We start from the raw sequence: 24388 nt of genomic DNA, 5'->3' as shown, positions 1-24388 counted from the left end.
GCCCCGTCCCGATCAGCCCGTCGATCAGCGCAACCAGCCAGGAACCGAGTCGTGACCATGATCACTCCCGACCCCGGGAACCGCGCGGCACAGCCCCGCTCGCACAAACCCTCGCTTCGCCCCGGCGGGGGTGCGCCCGGTACGCTCACCGCCGTGCCACACGCTGATCAGTCCCAAACCACCCAGAAGGGCGTTCCTGTGACATATCCGGGACCGCCCAGGCCGACCCAGGTCTCCGCCACACCCCTCGCGGAGCTCGCCGGCCAGGTGGGTGCCGAGCAGCCGGGGAGCACCGCGGAGGTCACGGGCATCACCCATGACTCGCGGGCCGTCCGCCCCGGCGACCTGTACGCCGCCCTGCCCGGCGCCCGTCTGCACGGCGCCGACTTCGTGGACCAGGCGGTCGGCCTCGGCGCCGTCGCCGTGCTCACCGATCCCAGCGGCGCCGAGCGCGCCGCCGCGGCCGGGCTCCCCGCGCTCGTCGTGGAGAACCCGCGCGCGCGGATGGGCGAGCTGGCGGCCACGATCTACGGCCGGCCGGGCCGCGATCTGCTCCAGATCGGCATCACCGGCACCTCCGGCAAGACCACCACCGCCTATCTCGTCGAGGGCGGTCTGAAGACCGTCCGCTCCACCGGGCTCATCGGCACGGTCGAGATGCGGATCGGCGACGAGCGCATCAAGTCCGAGCGGACCACCCCCGAGGCCACCGACCTCCAGGCCCTGTTCGCGGTCATGCGCGAACGCGGTGTCGACTCGGTCGTCATGGAGGTGTCCAGCCACGCGCTGGTCCTCGGCCGGGTCGACGGCTGTGTCTTCGACGTGGCCGTCTTCAGCAACCTCAGCCCGGAACACATGGAGTTCCACTCCGACATGGAGGACTACTTCCGGGCCAAGGCGCAGCTCTTCACCCCGGAGCGCAGCCGGCTCGGCGTCGTCAACCTCGACGACCAGTACGGCCGCCGCCTCGTCGACGAGGCCGGCGTCCCGGTCGTCACCTTCTCCGCCGAGGGGCACCCCGACGCCGACTGGCGCGCCGAGGACGTCCTGGTCGGGCCGATGGACTCGACGTTCACCGTGGTGGGGCCCAAGGGCGAGCGGATCGCCGCCAGGTCGCCGCTGCCGGGCACCTTCAACGTCGCCAACACCCTGGCGGCCGTCGCCGCGCTGGCCGTCGCCGGGATCGACCCGCAGACCGCCGCCGACGGCGTCGCCGCCGTCCCGGGCGTCCCGGGCCGGCTGGAGCGTGTCGACGCCGGGCAGCCGTATCTCGCGGTCGTCGACTACGCCCACAAGACGGACGCCGTCGAGTCGGTCCTCAAGGCGCTGCGCAAGGTCACCGAGGGCAGCCTGCACGTGGTGCTCGGCTGCGGCGGCGACCGGGACACCACCAAACGCGCGCCGATGGGCGCCGCCATGGCCCGGCTCTCCGACACCGCCGTACTGACCTCCGACAACCCCCGCTCCGAGGACCCCCTCGCGATCCTCGCCACCATGCTCGAAGGCGCGGCCTCCGTGCCCGCGCACGAGCGCGGCGAGGTCCTCCTCTTCGAGGACCGGGCCGCCGCGATCGCCGCGGCCGTGGCCCGCGCGCGGCCGGGCGACACCGTGCTGGTCGCGGGCAAGGGCCATGAGCAGGGCCAGGACATCGCCGGCGTGGTCCGTCCCTTCGACGACCGCCAGGTGCTTCGCGAAGCTATCCAGAAGACCCAGGGATGAACTTGTGATCGCCCTCTCTCTCGCCGAGATCGCAGAAGTCGTCGGCGGGCAGACGCACGACATACCGGATCCGTCGGCGCAGGTCACCGGACCGGTCGTCCGGGACTCCCGTGAGGTGGAGCCCGGCAGCCTCTTCGTCGCCTTCGCGGGCGAGCGTGTGGACGGACACGACTTCGCGGCCGCGGTCGTCGAGGCGGGTGCGGCAGCGGTGCTGGCGTCCCGTCCCGTCGGCGTGCCCGCGATCGTCGTGCCCGACGTCCAGGCGGCGCTCGGCGCCCTCGCCCGGCACGTCGTCGCGAAGCTCGGCACGACCCTGGTGGCCCTCACCGGCTCGGCGGGCAAGACCAGCACCAAGGACCTGATCGCCCAGGTCCTGCGGCGCAAGGCGCCGACGGTGTTCACGCCCGGCTCCCTCAACAACGAGATCGGACTGCCCCTCACCGCGCTCAGCGCCACGGAGGAAACCCGTTTCCTGGTCCTGGAGATGGGCGCCCGGGGCATCGGCCACATCAAGTACCTCGCCGAGCTGACCCCGCCGAAGGTCGGCCTCGTGCTGAACGTCGGCACCGCCCACATCGGCGAGTTCGGCGGCCGCGAGCAGATCGCGCAGGCCAAGGGCGAACTGGTGGAGGCGCTGCCCCCGGCGAGCGAGGGCGGCACCGCGATCCTCAACGCCGACGATCCCCTGGTCCGGGCCATGGCGTCGCGTACGAAGGCGAAGGTGCTCCTCTTCGGCGAGTTGGGCGAAGCGGACGTACGCGCCGAGAACGTGACGCTCACGGACGCCGGACAGCCCGCGTTCAGGCTTCACACACCCTCCGGTGCAAGCGATGTGACCATGCGCCTGTACGGTGAGCACCACGTGTCGAACGCGCTCGCCGCGGCCGCCGTCGCCCATGAGCTGGGCATGTCCGCAGACGAGATCGCCACCGCGCTCTCCGAGGCGGGCTCCCTCTCCCGCTGGCGCATGGAGGTCACCGAGCGCCCGGACGGTGTGACGGTCGTCAACGACGCCTACAACGCGAACCCCGAGTCCATGCGAGCCGCTCTGCGCGCGCTCGCGGCGATGGGCAAGGGGCGGCGGACCTGGGCGGTGCTCGGCAAGATGGCCGAGCTCGGGGACGAATCGCTCGCCGAGCACGACGCGGTCGGACGGCTCGCCGTCCGGCTCAATGTCGGCAAGCTCGTCGCGGTCGGGGGCAGGGAAGCGTCCTGGCTGCAACTGGGCGCATATAACGAGGGTTCGTGGGGTGAGGAGTCGGTGCACGTGTCCGACGCACAGGCGGCGGTCGACCTGTTGCGCAGTCAGTTGCGCCCGGGAGACGTCGTACTCGTGAAGGCGTCCCGGTCGGTCGGGCTCGAGAGCGTGGCGCAGGCGCTGCTCGACAGCGGCAACGAGGGTGAGGTTGCCGCCCGATGATGAAGCAGATCCTGTTCGCGGGAGTCATTGGCCTCTTCCTGACCCTGGTCGGCACCCCGCTGCTGATCAAGCTGCTGGCCCGCAAGGGCTACGGCCAGTACATCCGCGACGACGGCCCGCGCGAGCACGCCAGCAAGCGCGGTACGCCGACGATGGGCGGTATCGCCTTCATCCTGGCGACCATCGCCGCGTACTTCCTGTCCAAGCTGATCACGGGCTACACCCCGACCTTCTCGGGTCTGCTGGTGCTCGGCCTGATGGGCGGCATGGGCCTGGTCGGCTTCCTCGACGACTACATCAAGATCGTCAAGCGTCGTTCGCTCGGTCTGCGGGCCAAGGCGAAGATGGCCGGCCAGCTGATCGTCGGCATCGGCTTCGCGGTGCTCGCGCTGCAGTTCCCGGACGCCCGCGACCAGACGCCGGCCTCCACCAAGATCTCCTTCGTCCAGGACTTCGGCTGGACCATCGGCCCGGTGCTGTTCGTCATCTGGGCGCTGTTCATGATCCTCGCCATGTCGAACGGCGTGAACCTCACCGACGGTCTGGACGGCCTCGCCACCGGCGCCTCCGTCCTCGTCTTCGGCGCCTACACCTTCATCGGTGTCTGGCAGTTCCAGGAGTCCTGCGCCAACACGCGGACCCTGACCAACCCGGCCGCCTGTTACGAGGTACGAGATCCGCTCGACCTGGCGATCGTGGCCTCCGCGCTGATGGGCGCCTGCCTCGGCTTCCTGTGGTGGAACACCTCGCCGGCCAAGATCTTCATGGGTGACACCGGTTCGCTGGCCCTCGGCGGCGCGCTCGCCGGTCTCGCGATCTGCTCCCGCACCGAGCTGCTGCTCGCGCTCCTCGGCGGTCTGTTCGTCCTCATCACCATGTCGGTCGTCATCCAGGTCGGCTCGTTCAAGCTGACCGGCAAGCGGGTCTTCCGGATGGCCCCGCTCCAGCACCACTTCGAACTCAAGGGCTGGTCCGAGGTCCTTGTCGTGGTCCGCTTCTGGATCATCCAGGGCATCTGTGTGATCGTCGGACTGGGCCTCTTCTACGCGGGATGGGCGGCCGACAAGTGACCGACTGGCAGGGCAAGCGCGTCACCGTCGCCGGGCTCGGCGTCTCGGGCATCCCGGCGGCCAAGGTCCTGCGGGACCTCGGCGCGACCGTCACCGTCGTCAACGACGGCGACGACGAACGCGCCCGCGCGCAGGCCGCCGACCTGGAGGCGCTCGGCGTCACCGTGCGCCTCGGTGACGGCGCGACCCTGCCGGAGGGCACCGAACTGATCGTCACCACCCCCGGCTGGAAGCCGGACAAGCCGCTGTTCGCGGCGGCCCGTGAGGCCGGCGTGGACATCTGGGGCGACGTCGAACTCGCCTGGCGGCTGCGCGGCCCCGACGCGGCCCCGTGGCTCGCCGTCACCGGCACCAACGGCAAGACCACGACCGTCCAGATGCTCGCCTCCATCCTGACGGCGGCGGGCCTGCGCACGGCGGCCGTCGGCAACATCGGGGTCTCGCTGCTGGACGTCGTCCTCGGCGACGAGCCGTACGACGTCCTGGCCGTCGAGCTGTCCAGCTACCAGCTGCACTGGGCGCCCTCCCTGCGCGCCCACTCCGCCGCCGTCCTCAACCTCGCCCCCGACCACCTCGACTGGCACGGCTCCATGGAGGCGTACGCCGCCGACAAGGGCCGTATCTACGAGGGCAATCAGGTCGCCTGCGTCTACAACGTGGATGCCACCGACAAACCGTCCACCGAGGACCTGGTGCGCGAGGCGGACGTCGAGGAGGGCTGCCGGGCCGTCGGGTTCACGCTCGGCACCCCGGGCCCCTCCCAACTCGGTGTCGTGGACGGCATCCTGGTCGACCGCGCCTTCGTCGAGAACCGGCAGAAGAACGCGCAGGAGCTCGCCGAGGTCGGGGACGTGAACCCGCCGGCCCCGCACAACGTCGCCAACGCCCTCGCGGCGGCGGCCCTCGCCCGCGCGTTCGGGGTGCCCGCCGCGGCCGTACGGGACGGCCTGCGGGCCTTCACCCCGGACGCGCACCGCATCGCGCACGTGGCCGACGTGGACGGCGTGGCGTACATCGACGACTCCAAGGCCACCAACACCCACGCGGCGCAGGCCTCGTTGGCGGCGTACGAATCGATCGTGTGGATCGCCGGCGGACTCGCCAAGGGCGCGACCTTCGACGAACTCGTCGCCGGTGCCGCCGGGCGGCTGCGGGGGGTCGTGCTGATCGGCGCGGATCGCGCGCTGATCCGACAAGCGCTCGCGCGACACGCGCCCGAAGTGCCGGTCGTCGACCTCGACCGGACCGACACTGGGGCGATGCCGGCCGCCGTCCGCGAGGCGCGGACACTGGCACGGGCGGGCGACACGGTCCTGCTGGCGCCGGCCTGTGCGTCGATGGACATGTTCGTCAACTACAACAAGCGCGGGGACGCGTTCGCGGAGGCAGTGCGCGAACTCTCCTCCGCGGACGGCTGACCGGGCCCGGCTTCGCCTGGCGGCGCCGGGTGACCCTGGGAGGGACGCGTGACACGGATGTGGTCGGTCGGCGGCGAAGGCGCCCCCGATGCCGAGTAGCCGTACGAGCCGCGCGCCCCTCCAGCGCGTCACCCGCCGACCGCCCGTCTCCCGGCCGCCGCGCGAGAACCCCCTGCGGCGGTTCCTCACCCGGGCGCGCAAGGCCTGGGACCGCCCGCTGACCGCCTACTACCTGATCCTCGGCGGCTCCCTGCTGATCACCGTGCTGGGGCTGGTGATGGTCTACTCGGCCTCCCAGATCACGGCACTGCAGAAGTCGCTGCCCGGCACCTTCTTCTTCCGCAAACAGTTCCTCGCGGCCTCGATCGGCACCGTCCTGCTGCTCCTGGCCTCGCGGATGCCGGTCAAACTGCACCGGGCGCTGGCCTACCCGATCCTGGCCGGCTGTGTGTTCCTCATGGCCCTGGTCCAGGTGCCCGGGATAGGGCAGTCGATCAACGGCAACCAGAACTGGATCGCCGTCGGCGGCTCCTTCCAGATCCAGCCCAGCGAGTTCGGCAAGCTGGCGCTCGTGCTGTGGGGGGCCGATCTGCTGGCCCGCAAGGAGGACAAGCGGCTGCTGACCCAGTGGAAGCACATGCTGGTGCCGCTCGTTCCGGTGGCGTTCATGCTGCTCGGGCTCATCATGCTCGGCGGCGACATGGGCACCGCGATCATTCTCACGGCGATCCTGTTCGGCCTGCTGTGGCTGGCCGGGGCGCCGACGCGGATGTTCGTGGGAGTGCTGTCCGTCGCCGGGCTCATCGGCTTCGTCCTGATCAGGACCAGCGCGAACCGTATGGCCCGTCTGGCCTGCATCGGAGCCACCGAACCCCGCACGGACGGCGCCGACTGCTGGCAGGCCGTGCATGGCATCTACGCCCTGGCCTCGGGCGGAATCTTCGGCTCCGGGCTCGGCGCCAGTGTGGAAAAATGGGGTCAACTCCCGGAAGCGCACACCGACTTCATCTTCGCCGTCACCGGTGAGGAACTGGGCCTCGCGGGGACGCTGTCGGTGCTCGCCCTCTTCGCGGCTCTAGGCTATGCGGGTATCCGCGTGGCCGGACGCACGGAGGACCCCTTCGTCAGGTATGCCGCGGGAGGCGTGACCACCTGGATCACCGCTCAGGCAGTGATCAACATCGGTGCGGTGCTCGGTCTGCTGCCGATCGCCGGAGTCCCGCTCCCGCTGTTCTCCTACGGGGGTTCCGCCCTGCTTCCGACCATGTTCGCCATCGGGTTGCTGATCGCCTTCGCGCGCGACGAGCCCGCTGCGCGGGCGGCGCTCGCCATGCGGCAACCCCGCTTTGGTAGAAAGCGTGGCGGTGGTCCTTCGGGACCCGGGAGATGGAACACGATGCGACGGCGTGTCTCGGCACGTTCGTCCGGAGAGCGGTGAATTTCGGTGCATGTCGTACTCGCCGGTGGCGGAACCGCCGGTCACATCGAGCCCGCGCTCGCCCTCGCGGACGCCCTGCGCAGGCAGGACCCGACCGTGGGCATCACGGCCCTGGGCACGGAGCGCGGCCTCGAGACCCGCCTCGTACCCGAGCGCGGCTACGAACTCGCGCTGATCCCCGCCGTGCCCCTGCCGCGCAAGCCCACCCCCGAGCTGATCACCGTGCCCGGCCGGCTGCGCGGCACGATCAAGGCCACCGAGCAGATCCTGGAGCGCACCAAGGCGGACGCCGTGGTCGGCTTCGGCGGCTACGTCGCCCTGCCCGGCTACCTCGCCGCCAAGCGCCTCGGCGTGCCGATCATCGTCCACGAGGCCAACGCCCGCCCCGGCCTCGCCAACAAGATCGGCTCCCGGTACGCGGCCCAGGTCGCCGTCTCCACCCCGGACAGCAAGCTCCGCGACGCCCGCTACATCGGCATCCCGCTGCGCCGCGCCATCGCCACCCTGGACCGGGCCGCCGCCCGCCCCGAGGCCCGCGCCCTGTTCGGCCTCGACCCGAACCTGCCGACCCTGCTGGTCTCCGGCGGCTCCCAGGGCGCCCGCCGCCTCAACGAGGTCGTCCAGCAGGTCGCGCCCTACCTCCAGCAGGCCGGGATCCAGATCCTGCACGCGGTCGGCCCGAAGAACGAACTGCCGCAGGTGCACCAGATGCCGGGGATGCCCCCGTACATCCCGGTACCGTACGTGGACCGGATGGACCTCGCGTACGCCGCGGCCGACATGATGCTCTGCCGCGCGGGCGCGATGACCGTCGCCGAACTCTCCGCCGTCGGGCTCCCGGCCGCCTACGTCCCGCTGCCCATCGGCAACGGCGAACAGCGGCTCAACGCCCAGCCGGTGGTCAAGGCCGGCGGCGGACTGCTGGTCGACGACGCGGAACTGACGCCCCAGTGGGTGCAGCAGAACGTCCTGCCCGTCCTCGCCGACCCGCACCGGCTGTACGAGATGTCGCGCGCGGCCAGCGAGTTCGGCCGCCGGGACGCCGACGACCTGCTCGTCGGAATGGTGTACGAGGCGATCGCGGCGTCGCATCGCCGCTAGGACCGGGTGACGGAGGGCTGGAAGCGTGGCCGGAGCGACCACCGCCGAACGGGGCGCGGACGAGGACCTGGACCCCGGCCCGCCGTCACGGCGGCGGCTCCCCGGCCCCCGGGCGCTGATCGCCGCCGCGGTCGCCCTGGTGCTGATCGCCGGCGCCTCGGTCTGGACCCTGTACGGCTCCTCCTGGCTGCGGGCCGGGCGGGTCTCGGTCTCGGGCACCCGGGTGCTGACCGAGGCCCAGGTGCGCGAGGCCGCCGACGTGCCCCTCGGCGATCCGCTGATCTCCGTCGACCTCGACGGGATCGAGGCACGCCTGCTGGCGAAGCTGCCCCGGATCGACTCGGTCGAGGTGGTTCGTTCCTGGCCCGACGGAATCGGGCTGAAAGTGAGCGAACGTACGGCCGTGTTGATTGTCGAAGCGGCCGGAAATTCGGGCAACTACGTCGAAGTGGACGCGAAGGGTGTGCGTTTTGCCACGGTTTCGCGCGCTCCGGAAGGCGTTCCCGTCCTGGAATTGGCGACGCCCCGCTCGGGTTCGTCCGCGGCCAGTCTGCGGCGATTCGGCGAGGACCGGCTCGTACGGGAGGCCGTGCGGGTCGCCGGTGCCATTCCGGCCGCGATCGCGCACGAGACCCTCGTCGTCAAGGTCCGTTCCTACGACGCCATCTCGCTGGAGCTGAGCGGGGACCGTACGGTCGCGTGGGGGAGCGCGGAGAAGGGGCGTGCGAAGGCCCGTGCGCTCACCGCCCTGATGAAAGCCGCCCCGGGCGAGGGGCACTTCGACGTGAGCGTCCCCACCGCGCCCGCGTCATCAGGGAGTTGACGCACATCCGCGCAGGCCAGCACCCTGGTTGGGCATCGCTATGGCTGATCACATAGGGTGAAAAGAAAAACGGGAGGTTCGGCGTGTTCGTTGAACGTGCGCCACTTGTCGACTTAGTGTCCTGTTCGGAAGAGTCCAAGGAACAGTCACACTGGTAACCCTAAACTTCAGCGTTAGGGTTCGGGTCGGCGTTCGGACCGTCCCACTTCGGCATCAGTCGTCGGCTCGCGGGTCCCTCGCGAAGCGGCGACACGTAACTCGAGGCGAGAGGCCTTCGACGTGGCAGCACCGCAGAACTACCTCGCAGTCATCAAAGTCATCGGTGTCGGCGGCGGTGGTGTCAATGCCATCAACCGGATGATCGAGGTCGGTCTCAAGGGCGTCGAGTTCATCGCCATCAACACCGACGCGCAAGCTCTGTTGATGAGCGACGCCGACGTCAAGCTCGACGTCGGCCGTGAACTCACCCGCGGACTCGGCGCCGGCGCCAACCCGGCCGTCGGACGCAAGGCGGCCGAGGACCACCGCGAGGAGATCGAGGAGGTCCTCAAGGGGGCCGACATGGTCTTCGTGACGGCCGGCGAGGGCGGCGGCACCGGCACCGGCGGCGCGCCCGTCGTGGCCAACATCGCCCGCTCGCTGGGCGCCCTCACCATCGGCGTGGTCACCCGCCCCTTCACCTTCGAGGGCCGCCGCCGCGCCAACCAGGCCGAGGACGGCATCGCCGAGCTCCGCGAAGAGGTCGACACCCTCATCGTCATCCCGAACGACCGGCTGCTGTCCATCTCGGACCGCCAGGTCTCGGTGCTGGACGCGTTCAAGTCGGCCGACCAGGTCCTGCTCTCCGGTGTCCAGGGCATCACCGACCTCATCACCACGCCGGGCCTCATCAACCTCGACTTCGCCGACGTCAAGTCCGTGATGTCCGAGGCCGGTTCGGCCCTCATGGGCATCGGCTCGGCCCGCGGCGACGACCGCGCGGTGGCCGCCGCCGAGATGGCGATCTCCTCGCCGCTCCTGGAGGCGTCCATCGACGGCGCCCGGGGCGTGCTGCTCTCCATCTCCGGTGGCTCCGACCTCGGTCTGTTCGAGATCAACGAGGCCGCCCAGCTGGTCAGCGAGGCCGCCCACCCCGAGGCCAACATCATCTTCGGCGCGGTCATCGACGACGCCCTCGGCGACGAGGTCCGGGTCACCGTCATCGCGGCCGGCTTCGACGGCGGCCAGCCCCCGGCCAAGCGGGACAACATCCTCGGCTCGGCCGCGGCCAAGCGCGAGGAGCCGGCGCCGGTGCGGCCCGCCGAGAGCCGCCCGTCCTTCGGCTCGCTGGGCAGCGTCAAGCCCAAGGAGGAGCCGGCGCCCGCCCCGGAGCCGGTGAACGACGTGCAGGTCGCCCCGCCCGTCCCGCCGTCCCGGTCCTACACGGACAGCGCGGCGGAGGAGCTGGACGTGCCGGACTTCCTCAAGTGATAGGACGGCGCGAATCCGTGAGCGGCGCGCACTTCGCCTTCACCGACAGGTGGGGCGGGGTGAGCGCCGCTCCGTATGAGGAGCTCAATCTCGGCGGGGCGGTCGGTGACGCCGCCGACGCCGTACTCACCAACCGCGAGCTGGCGGCCAAGTCGCTGGGCCTGGAGCCCGACCGGGTCGTCTGGATGAACCAGGTGCACGGCGCGGACGTGGCCGTGGTCGACGGACCGTGGGGCTCCGCTCCTGGTGCCACCGGCGTCCCGTCCGTCGACGCGATCGTCACCACCCGGCGCGGTCTCGCGCTCGCCGTCCTCACCGCCGACTGTGTCCCCGTCCTGCTGGCCGACCCCGTCGCCGGGGTCGCGGCCGCCGCCCACGCCGGCCGGCCCGGCATGATCGCCGGGGTCGTCCCCGCCGCCGTACGGGCCATGACCGAGCTGGGCGCCGACCCCGCCCGGATCGTCGCCCGTACCGGACCCGCCGTCTGCGGCCGGTGTTACGAAGTGCCCGAGGCGATGCGCGCCGAGGTGGCCACCGTCGAGCCGGCGGCGTACGCCGAGACCAGTTGGGGCACGCCCTCCGTGGATGTGTGCGCCGGAGTGCACGCACAGCTGGAGCGCCTCGGGGTGCACGACCGGGAGCAGTCGCCGGTGTGCACGCTGGAGTCGCCCGACCACTTCTCGTACCGCCGCGACCGCGCCACGGGGCGACTCGCGGGATATGTCTGGCTGGACTGATGGACATGACAGATATGACGGTCCGTAGGGCACAACTCGCCGGGAACCTGGCGAAGGTGGAGGAGCGCATCGCGGCGGCCTGCGTCGCCGCGGGCCGCAAGCGGGACGAGGTGACCCTGATCGTGGTCACCAAGACCTATCCCGCGAGCGATGTGCGGATCCTGTCGGAACTCGGTGTACGGCATGTCGCCGAGAACAAGGACCAGGACGCGGCGCCCAAGGCCGCCGAATGCTCGGATCTGCCCCTTGTGTGGCACTTCGTGGGCCAGTTGCAGACCAACAAGGTCCGTTCTGTGGTGCGTTACGCGGATCTCGTGCAGTCCGTCGATCGTTCCAGGCTTGTCACGGCTTTGTCGAAAGAGGCGGTTCGGGTCGGGCGTGAGGTGGGATGTCTCATCCAGGTCGCGCTCGACGCCGACGAGAGCGGCCGGGGAGAGCGGGGAGGTGTCGGTCCGGGCGGAATCGAAGAGCTGGCCGACCTCCTGGCCGGCGCGCCGGGGTTGCGGGTCGATGGTCTGATGACCGTCGCGCCGCTCACCGGGGAGTACGCCGGACGCCAACGGGCCGCGTTCGGGCGGTTGGTGGATTTGTCGACCGACCTGCGCCGAGCCCATCCGGCTGCGAACATGGTCTCCGCAGGGATGAGTGCGGACCTCGAGGAGGCCGTGGCGGCCGGAGCGACACATGTGCGCGTCGGCACTGCGGTACTCGGAGTCCGTCCCGGGCTCGGGTAACGTCGCCAAGAAGTCGGACCACAGCAGAAAATATGGTCATTCCGTCGAGAGGCGGGCGCAACGACCTCGTGGATCGCGGGCACTTGGAAGTCGTCAGGTCGATCCACCACAGAGCGGAGGACTCAGAGCATGGCCGGCGCGATGCGCAAGATGGCGGTCTACCTCGGCCTCGTGGAGGACGATGGGTACGACGGCAGGGGATTCGACCCCGACGACGACTTCGAGCCCGAACTCGACCCGGAGCCCGAGCGGGACCACCGCCGGCATGAGCCGGTGCACCAGTCCCACCAGTCACACCAGTCCCAAAGGGATGAATCGGTACGAGTGGTGCAGCCCCCGGTGCAGCGCGAACCGGTGTCGCACGCCACTTCGCTCCCCGCGGAATCGGTGCGACCCGCCCGGATCGCGCCCGTGGCGTCCATCACACAAGAACGTTCGAGTCTGGAGAAGAACGCCCCGGTGATCATGCCCAAGGTCGTGTCCGAGCGAGAGCCTTACCGGATCACCACGTTGCACCCGCGGACCTACAACGAGGCCCGTACCATCGGGGAACACTTCCGTGAGGGCACCCCGGTGATCATGAATCTGACTGAGATGGACGACACAGATGCGAAGCGACTTGTCGACTTTGCGGCCGGTTTGGTGTTTGGTCTTCACGGCAGCATCGAGCGGGTGACGCAGAAGGTGTTCCTGTTGTCGCCTGCTAACGTCGATGTCACGGCGGAGGACAAGGCCCGTATCGCAGAGGGCGGGTTCTTCAACCAGAGCTGAGACACAGGACCGGAACAAGGCGTGGAACAGGGGAGAGGGAAGCACGGATCATGAGCGTGGTTTGGCAAGTGCTCTGGATCGCTCTGATGTGTTTCCTCATCGTGCTGATCTTCCGGTTGGTCATGGACTACGTGTTCCAGTTCGCCCGCTCGTGGCAACCCGGCAAGGCCATGGTGGTCGTTCTGGAGGCCACCTACACTGTCACTGATCCACCGCTCAAGCTTCTGCGGCGGTTCATCCCGCCGCTGCGTCTCGGGGGCGTGGCGCTCGACCTGTCCTTCTTCGTACTGATGATCATCGTCTACATCCTGATCAACATCGTGGGTGGACTCGCGAGGTGACTGTGGACGATCCGGTCTTGCCGACTGCCGATGACTACGTTGAGGTGAAGAGATGCCGTTGACCCCCGAGGACGTGCGGAACAAGCAGTTCACGACCGTCCGCCTCCGAGAAGGCTATGACGAGGACGAGGTCGATGCCTTCCTCGATGAGGTCGAAGCCGAACTGACGCGCCTGCTGCGCGAGAACGAGGACCTGCGCGCCAAACTGGCCGCGGCCACGCGTGCTGCTGCCCAGAACCAGCAGAACATGCGCAAGCCCCCGGAGCCTCAGGACCAGCAGCAGGGCGGCATGCAGCAAGGCGGTATGCAGCAGGGCGGCGGTATGCAGCAAGGCGGCATGCAGCAGGGTGGCATGCAGCCGGGCGGTATGCAGCAACAGGGCGGTATGCAGCAGGGTATGCGCGGTCCCGGTGGACCCGTACCCGCCGGCATATCGGGCCCGCCGCAGCAGATGGGGGGCCCCATGGGTGGCCCGCCCCAGCTGCCGAGCGGTGCTCCGCAGCTGCCCGCGGGCCCCGGTGGCCAAGGGCAGCAGGGTCCCGGCCCGATGGGTCAGGGACCGATGGGCCAGGGCCCCATGGGTCAGGGCCAGATGCAGCCGCAGATGGGCCAGGGCCAGATGGGCCAGGGTCCCATGGGCGGCCAGCCTCCCATGCAGCAGATGGGTGGCCCGATGGGCGGCCCCATGGGTGGTCCGATGGGCGGCCCCGGTCAGGGTCCCGGCGGCGACAGCGCCGCGCGGGTGCTCTCGCTGGCCCAGCAGACCGCCGACCAGGCGATCGCCGAGGCCCGTTCCGAGGCCAACAAGATCGTCGGTGAGGCCCGTAGCCGCGCCGAGGGTCTGGAGCGGGACGCCCGTGCCAAGGCCGACGCCCTGGAGCGGGACGCGCAGGAGAAGCACCGCGTCGCGATGGGCTCCCTGGAGTCCGCCCGCGCCACGCTGGAGCGCAAGGTCGAGGATCTGCGTGGCTTCGAGCGCGAGTACCGCACGCGTCTGAAGTCGTACCTGGAGTCGCAGCTGCGTCAGCTGGAGACCCAGGCGGACGACTCGCTGGCTCCGCCGCGCACCCCGGCGACCGCGTCTCTGCCGCCGTCCCCGGCGCCTTCCATGGCCCCGGCCGGCGCGAGCGCCCCGTCGTACGGCGGCAACCCGGGTGGTATGGGCGGAGGCATGGGTGGAGGCATGGGCGGCGCCCCGGCTCCGGCCGCGCCCTCCTACGGCGGTCAGCAGCAGATGTCGCCGGCCATGACCCAGCCGATGGCTCCGGTCCGGCCGCAGGGCCCCTCTCCGATGGGACAGGCTCCCTCGCCGATGCGTGGGTTCCTCATCGACGAGGACGACAACTGACGACTACGCATACTGGTACGCCGTAGGCGTCGGCAGCGTTCAGGGCGGGGCCCCGGATTTTGATCCGGGGCCCCGCCCTTTCGCTGCGCCGGCTCGACCCGGGCGCCTACGGGGGTGCCGCGTTGTGTCTGGTGGCGGGTGCGGGTTCGCTGTGGCTGGTCGCGCAGTTCCCCGCGCCCCTGAAGGGCGCGGGGAACGGGGGCTTATGCCTTGCGCAGGCGGAACGTCAGGCCCAGCGACTCGTCCATGAAGGGCGTGCCGTAGGTGTCGTCGGCCTCGCCGGTCGCGAAGTCCGTCGCCAGGACCTCGTCCGCGATCAGCGCCGAGTGCCCGGTCAGCGCGGCGGTCACCGCCGGGTCCTCGGCCGTCCAGCGCAGGGCGATCCGGTCGGCCACGTCCAGCCCGCTGTTCTTGCGGGCCTCCTGGATGAGACGGATCGCGTCACGGGCCAGGCCCGCCCGGCGCAGCTCCTCCGTGATCTCCAGGTCGAGCGCGACCGTGGCGCCCGAGTCGGAGGCCACCGACCAGCCCTCGCGCGGGGTCTCCGTGATGATGACCTCGTCGGGGGCGAGGGTGACGGTCTCGCCGTCGACCTCGACCGACGCCGTGCCCTCGCGCAGGGCGAGGGACAGGGCGGCGGCGTCCGCGTTCGCGACGGCCTTGGCGACGTCCTGGACGCGCTTGCCGAACCGCTTGCCCAGGGCGCGGAAGTTGGCCTTGGCGGTGGTGTCCACCAGCGAGCCGCCGACCTCGGAGAGGGAGGCCAGCGAGCTGACGTTCAGCTCCTCCGTGATCTGCGCGTGCAGCTCGGGGTCGAGGGAGTCGAAGCCCGTCGCGGCCACCAGGGCGCGGGAGAGCGGCTGGCGGGTCTTGACGCCCGACTCCGCGCGCGTGGCGCGGCCCAGCTCCACCAGGCGGCGCACCAGGACCATCTGCTGGGACAGTCCGGGATCGATCGCGGAGAGGTCCGCCTCCGGCCAGGCGGCCAGGTGCACCGACTCGGGGGCGTCCGGGGAGACCGGCACGATCAGGTCCTGCCAGACCCGCTCGGTGATGAACGGGGTCAGCGGGGCCATCAGCTTGGTGACCGTCTCGACGACCTCGTGCAGGGTGCGCAGCGCGGCCTTGTCGCCCTGCCAGAAGCGGCGGCGCGAGCGGCGTACGTACCAGTTGGACAGGTCGTCGACGAACGCCGAGAGGAGCTTGCCGGCGCGCTGGGTGTCGTACGCCTCCAGGGCGCCGGTCACCTGGTCGGTGAGGGCGTGCAGCTCGGACAGCAGCCAGCGGTCCAGGACCGGGCGGTCGGCGGGGGCCGGATCCGCCGCGCTGGGCGCCCAGTTCGACGTACGGGCGTACAGGGCCTGGAAGGCGACCGTGTTCCAGTAGGTGAGGAGCGTCTTGCGGACGACCTCCTGGATGGTGCCGTGGCCGACGCGGCGGGCCGCCCAGGGGGAGCCGCCGGCCGCCATGAACCAGCGGACGGCGTCGGCGCCGTGCTGGTCCATGAGCGGGATGGGCTGGAGGATGTTGCCCAGGTGCTTGGACATCTTGCGGCCGTCCTCGGCGAGGATGTGGCCGAGGCAGACGACGTTCTCGTAACTCGACTTGTCGAAGACCAGGGTGCCGACGGCCATCAGTGTGTAGAACCAGCCACGGGTCTGGTCGATGGCCTCGCTGATGAACTGCGCCGGGTAGCGGGACTCGAAGAGCTCCTTGTTCTTGTACGGGTAGCCCCACTGCGCGAACGGCATCGAACCCGAGTCGTACCAGGCGTCGATGACCTCCGGGACGCGGGTGGCGGTGCTTCCGCAGCCGTCCTGGGGGCAGGGGAAGGTGACCGCGTCGATGAACGGGCGGTGCGGGTCCAGCTCGGACTGGTCGGTGCCGGAGAGCTGCGACAGCTCCTCGCGGGAGCCCACGCAGGTGAGGTGGTTCTCCTCGCAGCGCCAGATCGGCAGCGGGGTGCCCCAGTAGCGGCTGCGGGAGAGCGCCCAGTCGATGTTGTTGTTCAGCCAGTCGCCGAAGCGGCCGTGCTTGACCGAGTCCGGGAACCAGTTGGTCTTCTCGTTCTCCTGGAGGAGACGGTCCTTGACGGCGGTGGTGCGGATGTACCAGGACGGCTGCGCGTAGTACAGGAGCGCGGTGTGGCAGCGCCAGCAGTGCGGGTAGCTGTGCTCGTACGGGATGTGCCGGAAGAGCAGGCCGCGCTGCTGGAGGTCCTCGGTGAGCCGTTCGTCCGCCTTCTTGAAGAAGACGCCGCCGACGAGGGGGACTTCCGGGGAGAAGGTGCCGTCGGGCAGGACCGGGTTCACCACGGGCAGGCCGTACGCGCGGCAGACCTTGAGGTCGTCCTCGCCGAAGGCGGGGGACTGGTGGACCAGACCCGTACCGTCCTCGGTCGTCACGTATTCCGCGTTGACGACGAAATGCGCCGCTTCCGGGAACTCAACCAGCTCGAACGGACGTTGATAGGTCCAGCGCTCCATCTCGGCGCCGGTGAAGGTCTGGCCGGTGGTCTCCCAGCCCTCGCCGAGCGCCTTGGCGAGGAGCGGCTCGGCGACGACGAGCTTCTCCGTGCCGTCCGTGGCGACCACGTAGGTGACCTCGGGGTGGGCGGCGACCGCGGTGTTGGACACCAGCGTCCACGGCGTGGTCGTCCACACCAGGAGCGCGGCCTCACCGGCGAGCGGACCGGAGGTGAGCGGGAAACGGACGAAGACCGAGGGGTCGACGACCGTCTCGTAGCCCTGCGCCAGCTCGTGGTCCGACAGGCCGGTGCCGCAGCGGGGGCACCAGGGGGCGACGCGGTGGTCCTGGACCAGCAGACCCTTGTCGAAGATCTCCTTGAGCGACCACCAGACGGACTCCACGTACTCGGGGTCCATGGTCCGGTAGGCGTCGTCGAGGTCGACCCAGTAGCCCATGCGGGTCGTCAGCTCGGTGAAGGCGTCGGTGTGCCGGGTCACGGAGTCGCGGCACCTGGCGTTGAACTCGGCGATGCCGTACGCCTCGATGTCCTTCTTGCCGTTGAAGCCCAGCTCCTTCTCGACCGCCAGCTCCACGGGGAGGCCGTGGCAGTCCCAGCCGGCCTTGCGCGCCACGTGGTAGCCGCGCATCGTGCGGAAACGCGGGAAGACGTCCTTGAAGACGCGCGCCTCGATGTGGTGGGCGCCCGGCATGCCGTTGGCGGTGGGCGGGCCTTCGTAGAACACCCACTCGGGGCGGCCCTCGGACTGCTCCAGGCTCTTGGTGAAGATCTTCTGCTCGCGCCAGAAGTCGAGCACGGCGTGCTCCAGCGCGGGCAGGTCCACCTGGGCGGGCACCTGGCGATACGTCGGCTCTGTCATGAGCGGGCTTCCTCCAACGGACGTGCTGCCTTCCGTCGGAGGGACGAGAGCTTCGATCTTTCGTACGCCCTGTGCGGCGCGCTCCCGCGGTACCACCCTCCTTGGCTCCCCTGTGCGCCGTACGCGCCGGTGAGCCCCCTCATTGGGGTCGCGATACCGGGTCTACTCGCCGTGCTCCCTGCGGTGCGACCTGGATCGCGACACGGGCTGCGGCTTTCTTCCGGCGGCTCCGGGGTGATCTTCACATCGCGCTCGCCCCCGGGCTTCCACCGTCCCCGGGTCGCTCTGGGCTGCGTCCGACGCTACTCGTCCCCATCCACGCTTCTCGCTCCGCCCAGTGTACGGCGCCGGGCGGACGGCGGCGGACCGGTTTTCCGGGGTCCGTGGGCGGGGCCCGGCGGGGCTGTCGGAGGGGCCGGCGGCCGGGGCCGCGGTGACCTGCGGGGTGACCCGAATGGAGCGGGTCGGGCGTCCGGATCCTGGGACGACCGGCACGGCGGAATACCCGGCGGGGAGCTGGGCACAACGCTTGCAGGCTCGCCGCGCGACGGTCGTGGGGCGGGCGGAATGGGCGGTCCGCCCCGTTGCCGCGGGACTCGGGTCGATTTATCGTCCCAGCACGATTCGCGTGCAAGATCACAATATGTGAAGGGGCCGCGGCCATGGTGGCGAAGAAGACCGCCGTACAGCAGTCGGCGTCCGGCAGATCCACGGTGGCCGCCGGCGGCGGGGACGGCGGGGACGAGGGTGAGAGGGCCGCGGCGGTGAAGGCGGCCGGCGAGAAGAGGGTGGCGAGGAAGGCGACGGGGAAGAAGGCGACGACGAAGAAGGCGGCGGCCGGGACGGCCGTGGCCGAGGGGGCGGTCGTCGCGAAGGCGCCTGCGAAGAAGGCGGCCAGGAAGGCGACGACCGTCAAGCGGGCGACGGCGGCCGGGAAGCGTACGACGAAGAGCGCGGCGAAGAGCCCCTCTGCCAAGAAGAGCACGGTCAAGAAGGCGGGCGCGGCCGAGGCCGCCGAGACGACGGGAGCCACGACGGTGGTTGCGAAGAACACTCCTGGTACGGCTACGGCGGCGAAGCGGAAGCCCTCCGCCGTCCCCAAGGCACGGCCCGCCGCGGTGGAGCCCGGCGAGCTGGCGGTACGCCCGGGTGAGGACCCCTGGAGCCCGGAGGAGGTGGCCGAGGCCCGCACGGAACTGCAGTCCGAGGCGATGCGGCTGCGGGCGGAGCTGGAGGCCTCCGAGCGGGCGCTCACCGGCCTGATGCGGGACTCCGGGGACGGCGCCGGCGACGACCAGGCCGACACCGGGGCGAAGAACATCACGCGCGAGCACGAGCTGTCGCTCGCCCACAACGCGCGCGAGATGCTCGACCAGACCGAGCGCGCCCTGGAGCGGCTCGCCTCGGGCACGTACGGGCTCTGTGAGAACTGCGGCAATGCGATCGGAAAGGCACGGATGCAGGCATTCCCCCGGGCCACGCTGTGCGTGGAATGCAAGCAGAAGCAGGAACGCCGCTAGCGATCGCCGCCTGAGCCCCTGGTCCGCGCGGGTCGTGTCGTACCTTTGTCCTCAGTCAGGAACCTAGGTTGAGGGACTCACGTGGCAGAGGCGGAGCGCATCATCGGTACGCCGGACATTCCAGACGCGGCGGGGGCCGACCCGGAGCAGTCCGACGGCGGGAACGGCGCGGCACAGGAGCTGGCCGAGGCGGGCGCGCGCCCGCGCGGCAAGCGCCGGATCGCCGTGCTGTTCGGGGTCGCCGCGCTGGCGTACGCGCTCGACCTGGTCAGCAAGATGATCGTGGTCGCGAAGCTGGAGCACCACGAGCCGATCGAGATCATCGGGGACTGGCTGAAGTTCGAGGCGATCCGCAACGCGGGCGCGGCCTTCGGCTTCGGCGAGGCCTTCACGATCATCTTCACGGTGATCGCGACGATCGTGATCGTGGTGATCGCCCGGCTCGCCCGCAAGCTCTACAGCCTCCCCTGGGCGATCGCGCTCGGTCTGCTGCTCGGCGGTGCGCTGGGCAACCTCACCGACCGGATCTTCCGCTCGCCGGGCGTCTTCGAGGGCGCGGTCGTCGACTTCATCGCGCCCAAGGGCTTCGCGGTGTTCAACCTCGCGGATTCGGCCATCGTGTGCGGCGGCATCCTGATCGTGCTGCTGTCGTTCCGGGGGCTCGACCCGGACGGGACCGTCCACAAGGACTGACGCCGTCCACAAGGACTGACGCCGTTCGCGAGGGCTGGCCGGTCGCCCTGAGTTATCCACAGGCGCGGTCGGGGGTCACTCACCCGTCCGGCATACTCGACGGGTGAGCACGATTCCCGAGATCCGTACCCTGCCCGTGCCCGACGGCCTGGAGGGCGAGCGTGTCGACGCCGCCATCTCCCGCATGTTCGGCTTCTCCCGTACCAAGGCCGCCGAGCTGGCTGCCGCGGGGAAGGTCACGGTCGACGGGTCGGTGGTCGGCAAGTCGGAGCGGGTGCACGGCGGGGCCTGGCTGGAGGTCGAGATGCCGCAGGCGCCCGCGCCCGTGCGGATCGTCGCCGAGCCCGTCGAGGGCATGGAGATCGTGCACGACGACGACGACGTGGTCGTGATCGTCAAGCCGGTCGGCGTGGCCGCGCACCCCAGCCCCGGCTGGTCCGGGCCGACCGTCATCGGCGGGCTCGCCGCCGCTGGGTACCGGATCTCCACCTCCGGCGCCGCCGAGCGCCAGGGCATCGTGCACCGGCTGGACGTGGGCACCTCGGGCCTCATGGTGGTCGCCAAGTCGGAGTACGCGTACACCTCCCTGAAGCGCCAGTTCAAGGAGCGGACGGTCGACAAGCGGTACCACGCGCTGGTCCAGGGCCACCCCGACCCCACCAGTGGCACGATCGACGCGCCCATCGGACGGCACCCGAACCACGACTACAAGTGGGCCGTCACCGCCGAGGGAAAGCCGTCGGTCACGCACTACGACCTCATCGAGGCGTTCCGCGCCGCCTCCCTGCTCGACATCAAGCTGGAGACCGGGCGCACCCACCAGATCCGCGTCCACATGTCGGCCCACCGGCACCCCTGCGTCGGCGACCTCACGTACGGCGCCGACCCGACGCTCGCCAAGCGGCTCGGCATCACCCGCCAGTGGCTGCAGGCCGTCCGGCTCGGTTTCGAGCACCCCGGGGACGGGAGCTGGGTCGAGTTCGAGAGCGACTACCCCGCGGATCTGCAGAAGGCCCTGGACAAGGTCCGCGAGGAGACGTACGCGTGAGTCCCGTTCCGGTGTCCTACACGGTGCGGGTTGCCGATGATCCCGGCGACCGCGAGGCGTGCTTCGCGGTGCGCAAGGAGGTCTTCGTCGCCGAGCAGGGGGTGCCGGAGGACCTGGAGTACGACGCGTACGACGCCGTGGCCGTGCACGTCCTCGCCGTACGGGACGACGGGGTGCCCCTCGGGGCCGGGCGGCTGCTGTACGGGGAGGCCGCCGCCGGAAAGACCGGTGGGGAGCCCGGGGTGGGGTCGCTGGGGCGGCTCGCGGTCGTGACGGCGGCCCGGGGACTGGGCGTCGGGGTCGCGCTGGTGCGGGCCGTCGAGGAGGCGGCCCGGGAGCGCGGGCTGACCGCGGTGGACCTGGGGGCGCAGACACACGCGCTGGGTTTCTACGAGCGGCTGGGGTATGCGGCGTACGGGCCGGAGTTCCTGGACGCGGGGATACCGCATCGCGCGATGCGGCGCAGGCTTTAGCGTTCCGCGGTGCGGGTGGGGCACCCTGGGCATCCGGTCGGTCCTGATCGTCTAGCACCAGCGGAGCGCCCCCATGGATCAGTTGGCCCTGTTCTTCGTCCTGCTGGTCGGGGCCGTGGTCAGTGTGCCGGTGGGGGAGCGGCTGAAGCTGCCGGCGCCGGTGCTGATGACCCTGCTCGGCATCGCGCTCGCCGTACCCGGGTTCGTGCCCAATGTGGAGATCCCGCCGGACCTCATCCTGCCGCTGCTGTTGCCGCCGCTGCTGTACGCGGCGGTGCGGCGGACCTCCTGGCGGCAGTTCACGGCCAATGTGCGGCCGATCCTCCTGCTGGCCGTGGCGCTGGTGTTCGTGACGACCGCCGCGGTGGCCGCCATGGCGCAGGCGATCGTGCCCGGCCTGCCGATCGCGGCGGCCGTGGCGCTCGGCGCGCTCGTCGCGCCGCCCGACCCGGTGGCGGCGACGGCCGTGGCCGGGCAGCTCGGGCTGCCGCGCCGGCTGGTGTCGATCCTGGAGGGCGAGGGCCTCTTCAACGACGTCACCGCCATCGTGCTCTACCACGTCGCCATCGCGGCGGTCGTCAGCGGATCCTTCTCCTGGCCCGAGGCCGCGCTGCAGCTCGTGCTGTCGGCGGTCGTCGCCGTCGCCGTGGGGTTCGCGCTCGGCTGGGCCGCCAACAAGCTGATGGACTTCCTGGAGGACGCGACGCTGCAGATCGGGCTGACCCTGCTCGTGCCGTACGCGTCGTACGTCATGGCCGAGGAACTGCACGGGTCCGGGGTGCTCGCGGTGCTCACGACCGCGCTGTTCCTCTCGGAGTACGCGCTGGGTGCGGACGACGTGCTGACGCGGCTCGCCGGGCACACCGTCTGGGACGTCGTGGACACGCTGGTCACCGGCGTTGCGTTCGGGCTGATCGGGCTGGAGCTGCACAACGCGATCCGTACGGCGTCCGGGCGGTGGCACGAGATGCTCGGCTGGGCGGCGGCCGTCGTGGCCGTCGTGGTCCTCGTACGGCTGGTGTGGCTGCTGCCCGCCACGTGGCTGGCGCGGCGGTTGCACGCGAAGCGGGACTTCGACGAGGAGATCCCGATGTCGTGGCGCGAGACCGTGGTGATGTGGTGGTCGGGGATGCGGGGCGTGGCCTCCGTGGCGCTGGCGCTGGCGGTTCCGCTGGAGACGGACAGCGGGGCGCCGTTCCCCGACCGGGACGAGATCGTCTTCATCGCGTTCGGCGTGATCATGGCGACGCTGGTGCTGCAGGGGCTGACCCTGCCGCGGCTGGTGCGGTGGCTGGGGGTGCGGGCGGACGAAGGGGTCGAGAAGGAGTTCGAGAAGCAGCTGGCCGTGCGGGCGGCGAAGGCGGCGAAGCGGCGGCTGAAGGAGATCGAGGAGGTGGAGGAGCTGCCGGAGGAGATGTCCGAGCGGTTGCTGCGGCGGGCCTTCGAGATCGGGGTGCGGATCAGTCCGGAGGTGGGGGAGGACGAGCGGCGGGAGGGGCATGAGCAGCGGGTGCGCCGGCTTCGCCGGCTGCGGCGGATCCAGGGGGAGATGCTGAGCGCGGCCCGGCACGAGGTGCTGGCCGCGCGGAGTGAGCCGGGGGCGAATCCCGAGGTGGTGGATCGGGTGCTTCGGCATTTGGATGTGCGTAGTTTGCGGTGAGTCGGGGGGCGCCGGTGAGTCGGTGGGCGCGGGTTGGGGTGGGTGACCCCTGGGGGGTCTCCCACCCGCGCACCGCCCGTTGTTCCCTGGTGGAGCGTCTGCGGACCGTGGGTGGTTCCTACGGGCGTCAGGTCCGGCCCGGTGTCCTCGGGGGCTCGTGGACGCGGCTTCGGTTGGCGCGGGGGGCCGTGCCGTCGCGGAGGGCGTCGGGGTGGGTCGGGGGGAGGACCGCGTCGGCGGTGTTGACGCGGGGGAGGGCGTAGGGGTGGGTCTCGGTGAGCCAGTGGATGAGCTGTTCGCGGACGGTGACGCGGACGGTCCACAGGTCGTCCGGGTCCTTGGCGGTGACGAGGGCGCGGACCTCCATGGTGGAGGGGGTCGCGTCGGTGACGGTCAGGTCGTAGTGGCGGCCGTCCCAGGCGGGGCAGGCGCGGAGGATGTCGCGGAGCCGGTCGCGCATCGCGGGCAGCGGCGCGGCGTGGTCGACGTGCAGGAAGACCGTGCCCGTCATCTGGGCGCCGCCCCGGGACCAGTTCTCGAACGGCTTCGAGGTGAAGTACGAGACCGGCATCGTGATGCGGCGCTCGTCCCAGGTGCGGACCGTCAGGAAGGTGAGGGTGATCTCGTCGACCGTGCCCCACTCGCCCTCCACCACGACGACGTCACCGAGGCGCACCATGTCGCCGAAGGCGATCTGCAGCCCGGCGAAGAGGTTGCTCAGCGTGGACTGCGCGGCGATACCGGCGACGATGCCCAGCAGGCCGGCCGAGGCCAGCAGCGAGGTGCCGGCCGCGCGCATCGCCGGGAAGGTCAGCAGCATCGAGGCCACCGCCACCACACCGACGATCGCCGAGACGACCCGCATGATCAGCGTCACCTGGGTCCGCACCCGGCGTACCCGGGCCGGATCGCGGTGGGCGCGGGCGTAGCGGCTGTACGTCGTCTCCACGATCGCCGCCGCGATCCGGATCACCAGCCAGGCCGTCGCGCCGATCAGCACCAGCGTCAGGGTGCGGCCGACGGCGGTCCGGTGCTGCTCCAGCAGTTGCGCCTCGTCGTAGGACGCTCTGAGGAAGGCCGCGCACAGGACCAGCTGGTAGGGGATGCGGCCGCGGCGCAGCAGGCCCCACAGAGGTGTCTCGTGGTGCCGCTGGTCCGCCTTGCGCAGCAGCAGGTCGGTCGTCCAGCCGATGAGCAGGGTGAGGACGACCGAGCCGCCGATGACGATCAACGGTCGGAGTAGGTTCTCCATGCCTT

General features: G+C 70.8%; 20 protein-coding genes. 18 read left to right on the top strand and 2 right to left on the bottom strand.

The features are described from left to right. Nucleotides 1-51 precede the first annotated feature (51 nt). The 13 genes from J8M51_RS16085 (at nt 52) to J8M51_RS16025 (ending at nt 14390) form a co-directional block, all read left to right on the top strand. Nucleotides 52-1719, top strand: coding sequence for a UDP-N-acetylmuramoyl-L-alanyl-D-glutamate--2,6-diaminopimelate ligase (locus tag J8M51_RS16085; protein WP_086757857.1), 1668 nt, complete (start codon nt 52-54; stop codon nt 1717-1719). 4 nt (nt 1720-1723) lie between these two features. Next, a complete protein-coding gene (locus tag J8M51_RS16080; protein ID WP_086757859.1) occupies nt 1724-3139 on the top strand; it encodes a UDP-N-acetylmuramoyl-tripeptide--D-alanyl-D-alanine ligase in 1416 nt (471 codons plus the stop codon). Continuing rightward, nucleotides 3136-4209, top strand: a complete 1074-nt coding sequence (gene mraY, locus J8M51_RS16075; RefSeq protein ID WP_086757861.1) for a phospho-N-acetylmuramoyl-pentapeptide-transferase — start codon at nt 3136-3138, stop codon at nt 4207-4209. The genes J8M51_RS16080 and mraY overlap by 4 nt, the downstream gene beginning before the upstream one ends. After that, on the top strand, nt 4191-5627 hold the full coding sequence (murD, locus tag J8M51_RS16070) for a UDP-N-acetylmuramoyl-L-alanine--D-glutamate ligase (protein WP_179203201.1): 1437 nt from the start codon (nt 4191-4193) through the stop codon (nt 5625-5627). The genes mraY and murD overlap by 19 nt, the downstream gene beginning before the upstream one ends. Nucleotides 5628-5715: 88 nt before the next feature. Continuing rightward, nucleotides 5716-7065, top strand: coding sequence for a putative lipid II flippase FtsW (gene ftsW, locus J8M51_RS16065; protein ID WP_086757865.1), 1350 nt, complete (start codon nt 5716-5718; stop codon nt 7063-7065). 6 nt (nt 7066-7071) lie between these two features. Then, on the top strand, nt 7072-8166 hold the full coding sequence (gene murG / locus J8M51_RS16060) for an undecaprenyldiphospho-muramoylpentapeptide beta-N-acetylglucosaminyltransferase (RefSeq protein ID WP_086757867.1): 1095 nt from the start codon (nt 7072-7074) through the stop codon (nt 8164-8166). 25 nt (nt 8167-8191) lie between these two features. After that, on the top strand, nt 8192-8989 hold the full coding sequence (locus tag J8M51_RS16055) for a cell division protein FtsQ/DivIB (RefSeq protein WP_086757869.1): 798 nt from the start codon (nt 8192-8194) through the stop codon (nt 8987-8989). Nucleotides 8990-9268: 279 nt separating this feature from the next. Next, nucleotides 9269-10459, top strand: a complete 1191-nt coding sequence (ftsZ, locus tag J8M51_RS16050; RefSeq protein WP_086757870.1) for a cell division protein FtsZ — start codon at nt 9269-9271, stop codon at nt 10457-10459. After that, nucleotides 10456-11196 (top strand): peptidoglycan editing factor PgeF, encoded by a 741-nt coding sequence (gene pgeF, locus J8M51_RS16045; RefSeq protein ID WP_086757872.1) that lies wholly within the window; start codon nt 10456-10458, stop codon nt 11194-11196. Before ftsZ ends, pgeF begins: the two co-directional genes overlap by 4 nt. Nucleotides 11197-11210: 14 nt before the next feature. Further along, nucleotides 11211-11930, top strand: coding sequence for a YggS family pyridoxal phosphate-dependent enzyme (locus tag J8M51_RS16040; protein ID WP_086757873.1), 720 nt, complete (start codon nt 11211-11213; stop codon nt 11928-11930). A 129-nt stretch (nt 11931-12059) separates the two neighbouring features. After that, on the top strand, nt 12060-12701 hold the full coding sequence (locus J8M51_RS16035; RefSeq protein WP_086757875.1) for a cell division protein SepF: 642 nt from the start codon (nt 12060-12062) through the stop codon (nt 12699-12701). A 50-nt stretch (nt 12702-12751) separates the two neighbouring features. After that, entirely contained in the window at nt 12752-13042 is a 291-nt protein-coding gene (locus J8M51_RS16030; RefSeq protein WP_013004358.1) for a YggT family protein, read from the top strand. A 52-nt stretch (nt 13043-13094) separates the two neighbouring features. Beyond that, entirely contained in the window at nt 13095-14390 is a 1296-nt protein-coding gene (locus J8M51_RS16025; RefSeq protein WP_086757876.1) for a DivIVA domain-containing protein, read from the top strand. Nucleotides 14391-14593: 203 nt separating this feature from the next. Here J8M51_RS16025 and ileS read toward each other — a convergent pair whose 3' ends face one another. Beyond that, nucleotides 14594-17737, bottom strand: coding sequence for an isoleucine--tRNA ligase (gene ileS / locus J8M51_RS16020; RefSeq protein WP_086761010.1), 3144 nt, complete (start codon nt 17735-17737; stop codon nt 14594-14596). Between the two features lie 662 nt (nt 17738-18399). On the opposite strand from ileS, the gene J8M51_RS16015 reads away from it, so the two are divergent. From J8M51_RS16015 to J8M51_RS15995, 5 genes are all read left to right on the top strand, one after another. Further along, nucleotides 18400-19257 (top strand): TraR/DksA family transcriptional regulator, encoded by an 858-nt coding sequence (locus J8M51_RS16015; RefSeq protein WP_086761011.1) that lies wholly within the window; start codon nt 18400-18402, stop codon nt 19255-19257. An 81-nt stretch (nt 19258-19338) separates the two neighbouring features. Further along, nucleotides 19339-19950: a signal peptidase II gene (gene lspA / locus J8M51_RS16010; protein WP_086761013.1), complete on the top strand. Its 612-nt coding sequence runs from the start codon at nt 19339-19341 to the stop codon at nt 19948-19950. A 103-nt stretch (nt 19951-20053) separates the two neighbouring features. Beyond that, entirely contained in the window at nt 20054-20998 is a 945-nt protein-coding gene (locus J8M51_RS16005; protein WP_086761015.1) for an RluA family pseudouridine synthase, read from the top strand. Further along, nucleotides 20995-21471, top strand: a complete 477-nt coding sequence (locus J8M51_RS16000) for a GNAT family N-acetyltransferase (RefSeq protein WP_086761017.1) — start codon at nt 20995-20997, stop codon at nt 21469-21471. Before J8M51_RS16005 ends, J8M51_RS16000 begins: the two co-directional genes overlap by 4 nt. Before the next feature lie 73 nt (nt 21472-21544). Further along, a complete protein-coding gene (locus J8M51_RS15995; RefSeq protein WP_086761019.1) occupies nt 21545-23131 on the top strand; it encodes a Na+/H+ antiporter in 1587 nt (528 codons plus the stop codon). Nucleotides 23132-23258: 127 nt separating this feature from the next. On the opposite strand, the gene J8M51_RS15990 is transcribed toward J8M51_RS15995, so the two are convergent. After that, on the bottom strand, nt 23259-24383 hold the full coding sequence (locus tag J8M51_RS15990) for a mechanosensitive ion channel family protein (RefSeq protein WP_267299230.1): 1125 nt from the start codon (nt 24381-24383) through the stop codon (nt 23259-23261). Nucleotides 24384-24388 lie beyond the last annotated feature (5 nt).

It is taken from the genome of Streptomyces griseiscabiei, from assembly GCF_020010925.1.
In the GTDB taxonomy this organism is placed as follows: domain Bacteria; phylum Actinomycetota; class Actinomycetes; order Streptomycetales; family Streptomycetaceae; genus Streptomyces; species Streptomyces griseiscabiei.
Note: the sequence above shows the minus strand (reverse complement) of the source record. Positions and strands in the feature narration are given on the sequence as shown.